Origin of the sequence: Paenibacillus campinasensis, assembly GCF_002272015.1 — a bacterium.
Classification (GTDB): Bacteria; Bacillota; Bacilli; order Paenibacillales; family Paenibacillaceae; genus Paenibacillus_AQ; species Paenibacillus_AQ campinasensis.
In genome coordinates this window covers 19,482-34,194 of record NZ_NPBY01000082.1, presented here as the reverse complement: position 1 = coordinate 34,194, position 14,713 = coordinate 19,482, and the positions used below count along the sequence as shown (strand labels likewise).

The window sequence follows — 14,713 nt, the reverse complement described above, 5'->3', positions numbered from 1 at the left end:
CGTTTGCCATTACAGAACGGACTGATTATCGTTTAGTTTGCTCGTGATTTTGTTCGCGGTAACAAGCAGAATGACCGACACGATCGATACGCCCAGCCCGACGGCCGTCGCATAAGAGAAGTCCCCTTGCGTCATCCCCATCCGATATACGTAGGAGTTGATGACCTCGGCCTTCTCCCGGTTCTGCGAGTTCATCAGCACCAGTGTCTGATCGAGATTCGAGCCTAATAAACCGCTTACAGTGAGGATCAAATTCAAACTGATAATCGTCTTCATGTTCGGGATCGTAATATACCAGATCTGACGCAGACGACTTGCCCCGTCGATCTTGGCCGCTTCGTAGTATGTGGGATCGATTTTGGCCATAATCGCCAGATACAGAATCGTTCCCCAGCCCGCCTCTTTCCACACATCCGACAGCGTGGCAATCCACCAGTACTTGCCTGGATCAAGCAGGATGTTCTGCGGCTTCGAGATCAGTCCGAGCTCCACCAGAATCTGATTGAACAGCCCCGATGTCGAAAGCCAAGTGATCAGCATCCCGCCGAGCACAATCCAGGATAGAAAGTGCGGAAGGTAAGAAACGGTTTGCACGAATTTCTTGAAGCGCCCCCATCTGACCTCATAAATCATGACCGCCAGAATAATCGGAATGACAAATCCTATCGCCAGTTTCAAGAAGCTGATGCCCAGCGTGTTGACCACCGAATCCCAGAAATACCGGTCCGACATAATAATTCTGAAGTTCTCTAATCCAACCCATGGCGCAGAGTCCAGCGTGTCGATCACGGTGTAATGCTTGAATGCGATAGTCAGCCCATAAATCGGTATGTAGCAAAAGATAATCATGAAAATGACGCCTGGCCATATCATGGACTGAAGCTCCCATTGCCGCATGAAGTCTACCGCAAACTCCTTGACTCTTTGGCCCATCGGCTTCTTGCCGTTCAGACCGGCCTTAGCGGGCCCGGTTGAGTGAACTGCAGCCGGCTTGCCCATTGGCTTCGCCCCCCTTTAAACTGCTATGAGAATGATTTTTGCATCTCCAAGTTATTAAAACGTTTTTATTTTTTGGCGATCGCCTCCCTTCATGCATTAAAAAAACAGACCGGCATCGATCTTGCAGCTTCATTCTTCTTCAGATACCGGTCCTTAGCCGTAACAAAACGTCGGTTCACACGTGAGCCGCTTCCTTGTGCAGACGCGAGCCGCTGCCTGGGAACGGAGCAGGCCCGCCGCGCCGCGCCTTCTCTGCCTTCGCTGCTTCAAGACGGCCGGGACAACTTGATATGGCTCGATCCGCGCACGATCAGCTCGCCAGCCAGCTTCTCCACCTTGCCCTGCTCCTTGTTCTGAATCATCCGGACCAGATGGTTCACCACCAGCATGCCCTGTCTGGCAATCTGATTTCGCACCGTCGTGAGCGGCGGCGAAAAATACTGCGCAATATCAATGTCGTCAAAGCCTACGACGCTAATATCGTTCGGAACGTCATAGCCAAGGGATTTCAGCGCGCGTATGCAGCCGATTGCACTCAAGTCATTCCCCGCCAGGAAGGCGTCAGGCAATTTGCCCGGATGGTTGTGAATGAATGATTTGACGGCATTGTAAGAGCCCTCTTCTTCAAAATAGCCTTGCAAAATATAGTCCTCGTCCACCGGAAACTGGGCCTCGCGCAGTGCCGCCAGGTAGCCTTCCTTCCGCTGCACGCTGTCAAACATCGTATCGACGCCTGAAATATAGGCGATCTTGCGGTGCCCCAGACTGATCAAATACCGGGTTGCCTCATAGCCGGCCTCATAGGAGTCGAAGATCACGCTTCCCATGCCTTCACTGCGAATGACGCGATCAAGAAAGACCGCCTTCACCTTGTTCTTCTCCATCGCGGCGATATCCTGATCGTCAATTCTCAATTCTTCGAATATAACGACCCCATCCACGCGCCCGCCAAGAATATTACTCATAATGATCTGCTTATCCGTTGTAACGAACACGTTCAAGCCGTAGCCGAGCCGGTCGCACTCCCGCGACATCGATTCCACCAGCGTGTAGAAATACGGACCCGCCACGCTTGTTGTGAAGAACCCAAGCATCTTGGTCGTTCCGGACTTCAACAGCTTGCCATTCAGATTCGGCACGTAATTGAGCCGCTTGGCCACTTCCAGCACATGGGATTTGGTCTCCGGATTAAGCACATCCACATCATTCAAGGCATTGGACACCGTCGAAATGGAGACTCCCGCCTCCCTTGCCACATCTTTAATGGTTACCTTCCCCATATCCTTCGTCCTTTTCTCTAAAAACGTTTTAATAAAATCAAATTAGCATAAAAACGTTTTCAGCACAATGTTTTTTTTCGTTTATTAGCCAGAAACCGGTCGTGCCGGGAGCGCGAAGCCTGTCGTCCTGAGGCCTGGCACCATTATCCCGTTTGATCAGGCAGCCCCCCTGAATCAAAGGGATAATGGTGCTAAGGGGGGGAGACAACAAACACTCTTCAGGCAACGATCATACCTTATTGTGCCCTAGTGAGCCTTGCCTCCACACATAGAGCCCCTCTTCTCAAGCTTCGACTCCAGACACTTGCCCGTTCCCCGTCACGCACCTCATCCGGACTCATCAAGCACTTCAGGAATCTTTAAGCACTTCAGCCTTCATTCAGCATTTCAGCCTTCATTCAGCACTTCAGACTCATGAAGAACTTCAGTCTTCCTTCAGCACGTCAGCCAATCCCTGCACATCCAGTCCATCCACCGCAAAGGCGGTGCGGACCAGCTGCGGCGGCACAAACTCATCATATTTTCCAAGATAAGGAGCCTCGTCGGCATCCAGCAAATCGCTTGCGTCCTGGCAAGCTTTCAGTTCATTAAGAATTTGCTCCATCAGCGTCCTGTCATCCGTCCGGCCGGCAACCACCATGTAATACGGCTCCATCGGCACAATGGACCGCAAGGCAAGCCGATCCGACAGATTATGCTTCAGCAAGCGCTCAAGAGTACGAAACTGCTTGCTGCCCGCCCAGGGCAAAATAAAAAGCGAGTCTCCGCCTGCCGGGATGACCACGCTGCTGAGCAGCCCGCTCTCCCGCGCCAGCCTGCGAGCGCGCTCCAGCCGGTTCGCAGCCCCTGGCGCCAAATAAGGGTAAATCGTGCTGTCCATCAGCACTTCCTTTATCTTCTGCATGATCCGGGTATGCACATCCCCGCCGGCTCCAAGCCAGAGGGTGTCCACCTTGCCTTTGGCGGCTTTCACATACAGCGCCTTATGCTTCGTGTCCACCTCTTCGACCTTCCACAGCTTGCCCGCCAGCGAGAAACAGTAGCCCGGGGGCGGCACGGTCGTAATGGAGCCGATCTCCTCTGAGCCGTTGTATACGACATGCTCCTCGTCATCCTTGAACACGGCATAAAACCGGTAGTTGTTCACGATCTTCTCCCCGCCAAGGCCGATGATGAGGCTGCCTTCCTCCGTCCGCTGGATATGATCGGTTTGCAGCAGATATTGAAGCAGCTGCTTGTATTCCTCGGCCTCAATGCCGCGGAAAGCGGGCAGCGTCAGCACTTCCCTGGCCAAGTCCGCAGGCGCAGCTTCTCCCATGCTCTTGAGGACGCTCATCGTCTGATGATACAGCACGCCGACCGGCTTCTTCCGTAGGGATAGTGGCTCCACCCACTTCTCGCGGACGTACAGCTCGATGACCGCGATGGCTCGCAGCAGCGTCCACGGCATCCGTGCCGGCAGCTGCGCCTCTTCGTCCTCTTCCTCCGGACAGAGGAACATCATCTCGGACGTCTGGCTCCCCCGGCGTCCGGAGCGGCCGAGCCGCTGCACAAAGCTGGAGCAGCTGTACGGTGCGCCGAGCTGGATGACCCGCTCCAGCTCGCCAAGATCGATGCCGAGCTCCAGCGTCAAGGTCGCGGCGGCAACGGCAGGGCCAGGCCCGCTGCGAAGGGCGGCCTCCGTCTCCTCGCGCAGCATGGCGGATATGCTTCCATGATGAACATGGAACACATCCGGATCCTGCCGCTTGGCCGCAATCCGGCGCAGCTCCAGCGTTGTCAGCTCCGCATCGGAGCGGCTGTTGGTGAAGACAAGGGCTTTCTTATGATGGGTGTTGTCATACACAAAATCATAATAAGCCTTGCGCGCCAGCTCCAGCTGCTCCGCCTGCTTCTCATCCCTGGCGTCAGGGAAGGAGAAATGCTCCACCGACAGGCGCAGCTTGCGCGCCCCTTGCGGCGCGATCACCTCAACGGCTTGCTTCGTGCCTGCACCGAGCCAGCCTGCGGCGGTGTCGTAGTCGCGAAGCGTGGCCGACAAGCCGATCCGTCTCGGTGCGCATGAGGCCATCCCCTGGATGCGGGCAAGCTGACTGAGCACCTGAATTCCGCGATCGGCCCCCATGAAGGCGTGAACCTCGTCGATAATGACGTACCGCAGGTCCTGGAACAGGGCCGGGATCGCATTCGGACGATTCATCAGCAGCCCTTCCAGCGATTCCGGCGTAATCTGCAGCACGCCGGAGGGCTTCTGCATCAGCTTGGTTTTCTCGGCCTGTGCCACATCCCCATGCCAGTGCCAGACCGGAACCTGGCCCTCCTTCAGCAGCTCGGTGATCCGCTCGAACTGATCGTTGATCAGCGCCTTCAGCGGCCCGATATACAGGATGCCCACCGAGCTTGGTGGCCGGTTGTACAGCTCCGTCAGCGCCGGGAAGAACGCCGCCTCCGTCTTGCCCGAGGCCGTCCCCGAGGCGATCAGCAGATGATTCGGCGTATCAAACAGAACGCGGCAGGCCTCCACCTGGGCTTCCCGCAGCGTTTCCCAACGTTTTTTGTAAATAAACTCCTGAATAAACGGCGCTAGCCTGGAGAACGGATGCCCGCTCATAACTCAAACTCCGCCAGCAGATCATCCAGTTCATCCGCCGGCTGCTCCTTCCGCTCCTTGTCATCCGGCCGCATCGCGGCCCGCTCGCCCAGAAGCTCCTCGAAGGTCACATCATGATGCTGATGCAGCGTATGCAGCACGTCCATGAAGTCGCGGACCACCTCCCGGGTCGTCAGCAGCTCCTCTGCGCCCAGACGCCCCACAGCCATCTGCATAAAGGCAATCAGCTGTTCATCCGTCAGGCTCACCTCATACTGAAAATGCAGCGCATGGATATCGCGCAGCTTCTGCAGCAGCACGAGAATTTCCTCATGAGACAGCATGTCCAGCTTCAGGATCGGGGATGTGTAGGTTCTGAGCGCGCTGCTCCCATAGCGCCCGTCGATCAGCCGGGAGCGGAGCGCGTCATAGCTGAACAGTCCGCGGCGCTCATCCTCCACAAACTGCGGCGTGCCGCCCAAATAGATGCCCAGGTGCTCCGCCTTGCCCTGCATCGTGTCGTTAAACATCGTCAGCAGCTTCTCGTAGTTGCTGTGACGCGAGATGCTGTTCGTTATTTTGTACAGGTTCACACCTTCATCAATAAACAGCAGAAGCCCTCTATACCCGATGGTCGCCGTAAACTCGGCCCACAGCTTCATGTAATCGTACCAGTTGTCGTCATCGATGATGACCCCGACGCCGAGATCCTTGCGCGCCTCCGTCCGTGTCGGGTATTCCCCGCGCAGCCAGCGCAGCGCCGCTCCCTTCCGGTCATCGTCAGCCAGCTTGTAACCGCTCCAGTAAGCGGCCAGCACCTTGGCAAAATCAAATCCGTGCACCAGGTTGCGCATGCTGTTTGCCACCGCATAAATCTTAAGCTCAACCTCCTGATCCAGTTCCGCATCCCCGGGACGCAGCCCCTTCTCCTGCATGATCCCCTGCTGAACGGAGGCGATCCATTTCTGGAGAATGGCTTCCAGCGCACCGCCGTCCGGGCGGGTCTTCGTCGAGAGATGTGTCATCAGCTCCCGGTACGTAGCCAGCCCCTGTCCCTTCGTTCCTACCAGCCTCCGCTCCGGCGACAGATCGGCATCGGCCACGACGAAATCGCGGTCTGTGGCGTAGTTGCGGATCATTTGCAGCAGGAAGCTTTTGCCGCTGCCATAGCGCCCTGTAATCAGGCGAAAGGCTGCCCCGCCCTCGGCGATGTTGTCCATGTCTCTGAGGATCGACTCAACCTCGGGCTTGCGTCCAACCGCGATATACTCAAGCCCCACTCTCGGCACGACCCCGGCTGTGAGCGAATTGACGATCGCCGTCGTGAGCCGCTTGGGAATCTTCAGCTCGTTCATCATTCATCACCTCTTCTGGTTCTCCACTTAAAGCTTATCGTTCTGATCCTTCCTCCGGCCCTCCGCGTAGCATGCTGTTTCACATGCTGATTTCTAAGCCGACTAAAACTTTATCCTCATCTGTATCCTCATCTTCATTTCCTCAGACACGCATCAATGTTTCGAACTTATCCCTATATTCATCCACAATGGCATCCCCGTCGACCAACAGGTCTCCAATCGTATCCATTGCAGCATCGTTAATCTCATCCAGCAGCAGCTCCGGCATGGAGCCTGCCTGATCCGCCGCCCGCTGCATCGCTTCCCGGTCCGGCCCGTGCTTGAGCGCAAGCAGCAGCGCCAGATGAACAGGCGCAAGCCGCTCAGCAAGCTGCTGCCACTCCTCATCCAGCGAGGCGGTGTTCCACATCACCTCGCCTTGCTCAGACACATGAAGCGGCCGTTCTGGCAGTAATGAAGGCGGGACAGGCAACTTTGAGGAATCTGACGTTGCGAACGATTCTCGCGAATCTGATGACTTTGACGACTTTGACGATTCTGAAGACGCTGGCACCTCTGCCGAGTTTGGCGATGCCGCCGCCGCTGGATGCACGGAAGTCTCTGCCAACGGCGCTCGTACTGGCGGTTCGGTATCAAAATCCATCACCGCTTGGAACAGCGGCGCCTGCTCGCTGCCGCCACGCTTGGCAGGCGGGGTCTCCCGCTCCAGCGGTTTCGCCTTCCCAGCTGCCTCGCGCACTCCTTGCCGCTCCTCCGGCGAATCGGTCAACGCCGCAGCAGCCTCTGCCTGCTGCTTAGTGGCAGCAGCCGATACCGCTGCATCCGTATGCGCAGCGTCCGTGAGCAGCATATCTCGCACCTCGTCCGATTCCCGCTGCAGCCGCCGCAGCTTCCGGCTGTCAATCTTCACGGCCGGCGCGGATTTCTTGCGCTCATCCTCGGCTTCCTGATGCAACTCTTTTTTCAGAAAACGGCCTACCAGCTCCTCCAGTTCCGCTGGCACCTCAATCCCTCGGAGCCTGCCTTTATAACCTTTCAGCTCCCGCAGCTTGTTCTCCGTCAGCCGGACAAGCTGGGTCATGTAACTTCGAAGCGGAGCATGCTCGCTGAGCATCAGCACCGTCACGCTTGCCGTCCGTCCATACATCTCATGATCATATACAGCGCTGCGGAACAAATACCGCGTCACCTGACGGGGACGGGGGCGATAACGTTCAATCAGGCGCCCCCCCTCATAGCGGGCCGAGTAGCTGTCCGCCAGCGCAATCACCTTCGGAGACAGCTGCTGCAGCGCCTTGCGTCCGCCCTCCCGGTAGAAGCGGCTTTTCTCCACATCATAATCGATGATGTCGAGCAGGTAATCCCAGCCGAGGTCCACCGGATCAGCCGAGAAGCGCCGCAGCCATTCGAGCTCCTTCAGCACGCTGGACAGGCTTCGCGGCAGACGCTGCGGAATCTCCTTCACCGGCATATCCAGGCCATGAACGAGCATAAAATCATATAGCCACTCCCGCAAGTACGTATCCAGCTTCGGATAACGTCCGCGATAAGCTTCCCATACCGCATTCATCAGCGCGTAGCCCTGCGCCGGATCGCTCCAGCCTATGCCGTGAATCAGCTCATACACATAGATAAACAGGTAGGACAAGTCCGTGTCGGGATAGCGTCCGGACCGCACCTCCTCCCGCCAGTAGAAATACCACCTGTGCTGGTCGCGCGTCATCTGATCATAGGTAGGCCAGTAGCTTTTGAACGGGACAAACGGCGCCGCTTCCTCCACATGCCAGGCCAGCTCTCTGGCCTGCTGCACAAACTGCTGCTCCCTGGATATGTAGCGAAAGCTTTCATTCCAGTCCAAGTCCAGCGACTCCTCCGGCTGTACAAGAGAGGCAGGGCTATCGCCGACACCGGACTGTCCCGCACCGGAACGCGCCGCATCGCTCCCCTGCCCCAGCTGCGAATCGAACAGATCCGGCTCCCGGGTCGGAAGCGGCAGATCCCGCTCCTCGCCGCCCAGCTCGATTTCAGCAAACCGGACGCCGCCCTCGGTCACGACTTTATGGCGCACATGTCTATTGTGAATGTCATTAGGTTTACTCGTTTCACTCATCCTTAACGAACCTCCATCATAACTCCAATTATACCATTTTACGAGCGGACCCGAATGTATTTTCGCATTTTTCCGGGAGCGAACGGCGCGAATCTTTATGAACCCGATCATGTTATAATATACTGAATCCATTTGTCAGCCGACGATAGCTGGAAAGGAAACTTCCCAATGAATAAATGGCTCAAAGCAGTGTTATTTCTTGCAGTCGCCGCGTTCTTGACCCGGCTAATTCCATTCTCCTCCTGGTTCCGCATCCTGGATACGATGATTCACGAGCTCGGGCACGCCTTTGTGACGCTTCTGATGTCAGGGCGTGTGCTCAGCATTGAGCTGAACCCGGACCACAGCGGTGTTACCTACTCTGTTCTGACTGCCGGCTGGGGACCGATCATCGTGTCTCTGGCAGGATATATATCTGCATCGTTATTTGCCATCCTTATGTTTTATTTGTATGCCAAGAAGAAGCAGGAGCAGGGGTTGCTGCTCATTACCGGGCTTGCGCTGGTGATGCTCATCTTCTTCGTGCGCTCGGGGTACGGTGTTTGGTGGCTTGGCATCTTCATCGTCATCAACCTGATCTTTTACTTCCTCGGTGTCCGGATACGCAACTTTTATTATCTGCTGCTCGCCTTCCTCTGTCTGGAGGAATCCGTTGTCGGGCCGTTAAGCCTGGGCATGCGGGCGCTGACCGCCCCCGGACATGCAGGCGATGCCACCAATCTGGCGAATTTAACCTTTTTGCCTGCGATTGTGTGGGCGCTGCTCTTCTTTCTCTTTGCCCTGTGGTGTGCCAAGGTGGCGCTTCAGTTCTTCTGGCAAAAAAGATAGGTGCTGACAGAAGTCAGAACTAGACCAGTACCAGAAGCGAGTCAAATGACTGCAACACCATTCGTTCGCCTTCCGGTACTCATCAATATGAATAAAAGGAGCAGTCCTAAACGTAGTTTTTTCTAGGCAGGGATGGCCTTGTCTCTAACTTTAAGCATAAAAGCGCGAGTCTTGAAGGTTACTTAGCCCCCGAGACTCGCGCTTTTTGGTTCATCATTGCCTATTTGAGCAGATTATGGGCAAACGAAAGCCACCCGACTTCCAACTTACTTTTGGTAAGCCGCGAAGCAAGAGTCGCCGGAAATTCCGGTTGCTCTTCATTAGCGACAGAACCTATCCCAGCAATTCTTTGGCTCCGTTCATCACTAAGGGCATAGTCTGCTCAACGAATATTTCCGCACTTATTAGACGCCCCTCATTGTTCCATACGTAAGCCGCACCATACATCCCCCAACTTAACATGATAGAAGCCGTATTTATTAAGAATTGCGTGTTTGGAGTCAGTAGCATCTTGTCTTTGTCTATCAAGGAAAGAAGTATCGCTTGAATTTTTTTCTTTATTTGAATTTCGAATGCAGGTACAAGCGATGTATTTCTTTTTTTGCATATAGTGCCTAGATCCTTATGAAATTCGCATAACCCCAGGAAAATACTCCGAATTGTTTCTTCAGTTAAAACTTCATGACCACTTATTTTACGATTTATGATCGTCATAAATGATTCCATTAATCTGGCCTCAAGAATTTCGAATTTATCTACAAAGTGCGCATAAAAAGTCGTTCTGTTAACAGTAGCCCGCTCTGCAATATCCCTAACGGTTATCGAATCAAAATCTTTTTCTTGAATTAAGGAATCAAAAGCGTCTTGAAGGAGCCGCCGTGTACGTATCACACGAGGATCTGCTTGATTCTTATTAATTGTCATGGTTAAGATCCCCCCCAGTAAAACGACATTATAGAAACGGTGTTGTCTATACAACGGTTCAAGATTATTGATGATTGCGAACCATTCGGTTGTTATTATAGCATACAAATACAACACGTGTTGTTCAAGCTACTAGTGATGTATAGAAGCAATACGAATGTCGCTTTTTACAAAAGGAGAGAGAACCATGTCCGTTTCATAACAGTCGCTACGAAGGAGCACAAACGTTTTATATTATTCGAGACCGCCTGTCGGTTAGTAACGATAGTCCCGAGATTTTTAAAACACATCAGGAGTGTGAATGATGAAAAGCACATGGAAAATTTACGTTCTAGTCTTGATCACCTTTTTAGTAGGAACATCTAATTATGTTATTTCCGGGATTTTGGACAGGATCGCAGGGGCATTAGGAACAAGCGTTGCGGCAGCAGGCCAGCTCATTACAGTCTATTCTCTGGCCTATGCGGTCGGAACGCCTATTCTAATGGCGCTGACGGCTAAAATGGACCGGCGCAAGCTCCTCCTTTATTCCCTGGGCTTCTTTATTGCTGCAAATCTGCTGACATTTATATTGTCCGGCTTTGGTTTCTTCATTGCGGCGAGAATCATTACGGCGTTAGGTGCCGGGGTGGTTACTGTTAACGCGCTCAGCATCGCCGCCAAAATCGCTTCGCCAGGCAAGCAGGCCAGCGCTATCGCCAACGTCACCATGGGCTTAACTGCATCGCTCATTATCGGAGTCCCGCTCGGCAGATTGGTAGCCTCGGCTTTTGGCTGGAAATCTGTATTTCTGGCCATCGCAATTGTCGGGGTCATAGCCATGTTTGTTATTGCTTCGGTCTTTCCACGTATTCAGGGCGACAAGCCTGTTCGTCTGATCAAGCAATTAGCTTTGTTAAAAGAACCTCAGGTTTTGGTTGCATTGGCGATTACTTTTTTCTGGTTAGGGGGATATTCTCTCGCTTATACCTACATCTCCCCTTTTCTGCTAGAAGTGACTCATTTAGATGAATCATTGATTAGCGCAGCCCTGCTCGTGTTCGGCATCGCTAGCTTGATTGGGTCGAAAGTCGGCGGCTACAGCGCGGATAAACGTGGCGTTCTTTTCACGCTCGTTTCAGGGATGGTACTTCACGTCATTTCGTTGATTTTGCTATCCTTCGTCGGACAGTCGGTCACTGCCGTATTCGCCATTTTGATCCTCTGGTCTTTTGCCGCCTGGTCATCGGCTCCGGCACAGCAATTCAATCTGATTACGCTCGTTCCTGAATCCTCGGGCGTCATGCTAAGCTTGAACAGTTCCATGATGCAGCTTGCCATGGCCTTCGGCGCAGGAATCGGCGGGCTGATCGTTAACCATATTTCTCTTGCATCCATTACTTGGTTCGGTATAATCGGCGTACTCATCGCTATCATTGCCGTGTTTGTATTGTCCAGCATGTCATCACGGTATCCGGCGATAGAGTCAGCGAATTAATGCTTAACATCGAATATTTAATAACAGAAGAAATGGATTTATAGCGGAGGCTACAATTTTAATATTTATTACTTCCTTATAAAAGAGGCCGTCCCTAGTCATCTACGATGACTTTGGGACAGCCTCTTTCGTGATTCGGTCAACCCGGAAGCCCCTGGTCGCCTTCTATGATGCTTGCCTTCTTACTGCCAGCCAGCCAGACATCGGTCTGCCGCCTGGATGTTACCGGCAACGCACCTGCAGATCCAGCGGATAGCGGCCGGCATTGCGGCCGTACAGACTGATGCCGCCTTCCTCTGCCCGCAGCTCCAGCTGGAAGCTGCGCTTGTGGTTCAGCGACGCGGCCAGTCTCCCCGGCACCTGTGCCCGGCACAGGTATCCGTAAGAGCCGGCTTCCTCAAGCCGGTTATGAACCGGCTGGTAATGCCAGGAGAGCACGCCGCGGCTGTCGGCCGGATCGTCCATCAGCACGAACTGGCCTACTTGTTCACCGTCCACCCAGACCGATACGCGGGAAGAGTGCATCTCTTCATCCGTCATGTAATAGGTGCTCGGATTGTATTCCACGTTAGCCGACGCCCCGTGCATATAGTCCGTACCATCCGGATTCAGCCGCTCGCCTTCGATATTGCGCGCCAGCAGATGCTTCGCCCCGGCTTCGAACAGCACCTCAATATCGCGGATGAACGGCATTTCTTCCTGACCCGGAAGCTGGACGTCGTAGACGAACCGCCCTTCGCCACCGCCATTTACCTTGGCGCCCTGGAGCGCATCCCACATATATTCGAAGGAGTGCTCACGGAAGTCGCCGACCGGAATGCGGATCGTTGTTCCTTCTGCATCCGTGTCCCCGTCCTGTGCCCCGCGCACATCAAATGTAATAAAGTTCCGCGTCACTACACGCCCTTCGGCATCCAGGAGCCGAACGCCCAGAACGGCTACCGCATCCTGCTGCGGCATCCGCGGGTTCAGATCCGCCAGAGGGGATACGCCGTAACCCTTCCATGCCACATCCAGTGAACCCGAATCGGAGACAATCCGCGTCCCCACATCGTCATGCGACAGTTCCCACTCAAGGCGGAGCTGCTGACCATGATACTGATCCGAGTAGCTTGATCCCAGCAGCGAGACGGCCACCGTCGATCCCTGTTCCACCGTTTGGCAAGGCGGAGCGTCGATAACAACAAAATCAGCCGTATGCAAATCTGCAATCGTCATACCGGGCACAAAATCCTCATATCCGAATTTTTTGTCCGTACCGTCCAGACGGTAGTACCCGTTAAACTCATTTGTCACGTCGCGGAACTCCGTAAATACGAAGCCGCACATCTTGTCATGGCGACGGAACTCGTTCAGCATGTACCGGTAGTGCCAAGCCAGGTCGCTGTCGCCAGCGCCGCCCTGAATGCCCCACACATTGCCGCATTCGCTGTTCATCAGCGGCGCGTCGCTTTGCACATTGCCGTCGATATAGTTAAAGCTCGATCCCGGATAGGTCTTCTGCACAACCTCCTCCAGATGCTCCCGAACGACCTCATATCCATTGAGATAGAAGTGCCATGTATTGATGTCCGACTCGACATGATCATAGTTGCACGGGGAGTTGTCCTCTACAATACGGGTCGGATCAAGCTCCTTGGCCCATTTGTACTTGGCTCGCACCCATTCCTGGGTCTCCGGCAGATAGAATCTCTGCTGCGATGCATCTCCTGTGACTCCGGCAGCCTCGCCATCCGTGCGCAGACCCCACGTTTCATTAAACATCACCCAAGAGAAAATGGAAGGATGGTTCCAGTCGCGCTGGATCACCTCTAGCGCCTCGCTCTCATAAGCGGAACGCGCCTGCTCATCCGGATTGCCCCAGAAGCAAGGCATATCCTCCATCACCAGAATGCCCAGCTTATCCGCCCAGTACAGCTTGCGCGGTTCCTCCGGCTTAATGTGAATACGGACAAAATTCAGCCCGAGCCGCTTCATCAAATAGATCTCATCGCGCATTTCCTCATCGGTCGGATACGTAAAGTAGCCTGTCGCATGATAGGACTGATCCAGCGTGCCGTTCAGGTAGACCGGCTTGCCATTCAGCGTAATCCAGCGATAGTCCCGCCCTTCGAATGCGGCTGTGCCGATCTCGCGTATGCCAAAATACGTATGAACCACATCTTCCCCGAACGATCCGGACAGACGGAGCGCGCCTTCATACAGATGCGGGTTCTCCGGGCTCCATAGCTGCGGATCGCTCACCTGAAACCGGGTCGTGTGCTCGTTCAATCCCTGCTCCAGCTCCCACTCATCCTTATGGCTCACTGCCCCTTCTCTGAAAGACAGCTCAAGCTCTGCCTTCCCCGCTTCATGCGCATGAATGACCGTGGTGAGCTGAACCGTTCCGTCAATAGCCGTCTCAAACTTGAATTGACGAATATGCGTATGCGGTCTAGACTCCAGCCATACTGGCTGCCAAATGCCCCTGATCTCCCCGTACCCCTGCTTGCCCCGGGTCTGGTAGTCATGATCATTATCCTCCGCACGCACGACAATGACATTCTCCTGCTCTGCTTGCCACACAGCGGTCACATCGAACTCGAACGGGCTGTAGCCACCCTGGTGAGCGCCAACATGTTGGCCGTTCACCCACACATCACAGCGGTAGTCCACGGCGCCAAACTTCAGAACAACATTCGCCCCCTCTTCAGAAGGCTTCCATTGCACCGCCCGCCGATACCAGCCGACGCCCTTCGTGTCGCTTCCGATACCGGACAACGGGCTTGCCCAGGAAAACGGCACCTGGATCTCGGAGTCGAACAGAGCCGCCGCACCGCCAGCCCGCTGCGCATATGCTTCGTCAGAGCCGCTTCCTTGCTGCGTTGCATCTGCTGCCGAATCTTCAAGCTGGAATGACCATTTGCCGTTCAGGTTCAACCAATCGGTTCGTTCAAAATCCGGTCGAGGATACTCCGGACGCGGGATTTCTGTAGAAATGGCAGGTGCTGCAGGGATCGCCATAATAACAACACAACCTTTCTTTGGTTTCAATTTGCCCCTATTCTAGCATCTATATATAAAAATCGCAATGTATATTATAAATTTACAATATATAAATTTCAGTGTACACTTGGAACCATACAATCTCTTCAGTAAAGGAACGAGACG

General features: G+C 54.3%; 9 protein-coding genes and 1 pseudogene. 2 read left to right on the top strand and 8 right to left on the bottom strand.

The features are described 5' to 3' along the window. Window positions 1-9: 9 nt before the first annotated feature. The 5 genes from CHH67_RS23175 to CHH67_RS23155 all read right to left on the bottom strand — a co-directional run bounded on the left by CHH67_RS23175 (window position 10) and on the right by CHH67_RS23155 (window position 8,334). Window positions 10-999, bottom strand: coding sequence for an ABC transporter permease (locus CHH67_RS23175; protein ID WP_179292210.1), 990 nt, complete (start codon window positions 997-999; stop codon window positions 10-12). A 266-nt stretch (window positions 1,000-1,265) separates the two neighbouring features. Beyond that, entirely contained in the window at window positions 1,266-2,279 is a 1,014-nt protein-coding gene (locus tag CHH67_RS23170) for a LacI family DNA-binding transcriptional regulator (protein WP_095267739.1), read from the bottom strand. A gap of 424 nt (window positions 2,280-2,703) precedes the next feature. Beyond that, complete coding sequence (locus CHH67_RS23165; RefSeq protein ID WP_095267738.1) at window positions 2,704-4,890, bottom strand: DEAD/DEAH box helicase; 2,187 nt, start codon at window positions 4,888-4,890, stop codon at window positions 2,704-2,706. Then, window positions 4,887-6,224 carry an ATP-binding protein gene (locus CHH67_RS23160; RefSeq protein WP_095267762.1) on the bottom strand — a complete coding sequence of 446 codons (1,338 nt, stop codon included), beginning with the start codon at window positions 6,222-6,224 and terminating at the stop codon, window positions 4,887-4,889. Before CHH67_RS23160 ends, CHH67_RS23165 begins: the two co-directional genes overlap by 4 nt. A 142-nt stretch (window positions 6,225-6,366) precedes the next feature. After that, window positions 6,367-8,334 carry a TerB N-terminal domain-containing protein gene (locus CHH67_RS23155; RefSeq protein WP_095267737.1) on the bottom strand — a complete coding sequence of 656 codons (1,968 nt, stop codon included), beginning with the start codon at window positions 8,332-8,334 and terminating at the stop codon, window positions 6,367-6,369. 168 nt (window positions 8,335-8,502) lie between these two features. On the opposite strand from CHH67_RS23155, the gene CHH67_RS23150 reads away from it, so the two are divergent. Continuing rightward, window positions 8,503-9,162 (top strand): M50 family metallopeptidase, encoded by a 660-nt coding sequence (locus CHH67_RS23150; RefSeq protein ID WP_095267736.1) that lies wholly within the window; start codon window positions 8,503-8,505, stop codon window positions 9,160-9,162. A 220-nt stretch (window positions 9,163-9,382) separates the two neighbouring features. Here the strand turns inward: CHH67_RS23150 and CHH67_RS27245 are convergent. Both CHH67_RS27245 and CHH67_RS23145 read right to left on the bottom strand, forming a co-directional pair. Then, a pseudogene (locus CHH67_RS27245) lies at window positions 9,383-9,480 on the bottom strand (transposase); the annotation flags it as partial. A gap of 15 nt (window positions 9,481-9,495) precedes the next feature. Further along, entirely contained in the window at window positions 9,496-10,086 is a 591-nt protein-coding gene (locus tag CHH67_RS23145) for a TetR/AcrR family transcriptional regulator (RefSeq protein WP_095267735.1), read from the bottom strand. Between the two features lie 304 nt (window positions 10,087-10,390). Here CHH67_RS23145 and CHH67_RS23140 point away from each other — a divergent pair, with 304 nt between their 5' ends. Next, window positions 10,391-11,563 carry an MFS transporter gene (locus tag CHH67_RS23140; protein WP_095267734.1) on the top strand — a complete coding sequence of 391 codons (1,173 nt, stop codon included), beginning with the start codon at window positions 10,391-10,393 and terminating at the stop codon, window positions 11,561-11,563. Between the two features lie 222 nt (window positions 11,564-11,785). Here CHH67_RS23140 and CHH67_RS23135 read toward each other — a convergent pair whose 3' ends face one another. After that, window positions 11,786-14,596 carry a glycoside hydrolase family 2 protein gene (locus tag CHH67_RS23135; protein WP_244908308.1) on the bottom strand — a complete coding sequence of 937 codons (2,811 nt, stop codon included), beginning with the start codon at window positions 14,594-14,596 and terminating at the stop codon, window positions 11,786-11,788. Window positions 14,597-14,713: the final 117 nt, after the last annotated feature.

Bases quoted from the DNA above. Each gene is read 5' to 3' on its own strand.
- CHH67_RS23175 (WP_179292210.1), bottom strand. From the start codon at position 999: ATGGGCAAGCCGGCTGCAGTTCACTCAACCGGGCCCGCTAAGGCCGGT.
- CHH67_RS23160 (WP_095267762.1), bottom strand. From the start codon at position 6,224: ATGAACGAGCTGAAGATTCCCAAGCGGCTCACGACGGCGATCGTCAAT.
- CHH67_RS23145 (WP_095267735.1), bottom strand. From the start codon at position 10,086: ATGACAATTAATAAGAATCAAGCAGATCCTCGTGTGATACGTACACGG.
- CHH67_RS23140 (WP_095267734.1), top strand. From the start codon at position 10,391: ATGAAAAGCACATGGAAAATTTACGTTCTAGTCTTGATCACCTTTTTA.
- CHH67_RS23155 (WP_095267737.1), bottom strand. From the start codon at position 8,334: ATGAGTGAAACGAGTAAACCTAATGACATTCACAATAGACATGTGCGC.
- CHH67_RS23150 (WP_095267736.1), top strand. From the start codon at position 8,503: ATGAATAAATGGCTCAAAGCAGTGTTATTTCTTGCAGTCGCCGCGTTC.
- CHH67_RS23170 (WP_095267739.1), bottom strand. From the start codon at position 2,279: ATGGGGAAGGTAACCATTAAAGATGTGGCAAGGGAGGCGGGAGTCTCC.
- CHH67_RS23165 (WP_095267738.1), bottom strand. From the start codon at position 4,890: ATGAGCGGGCATCCGTTCTCCAGGCTAGCGCCGTTTATTCAGGAGTTT.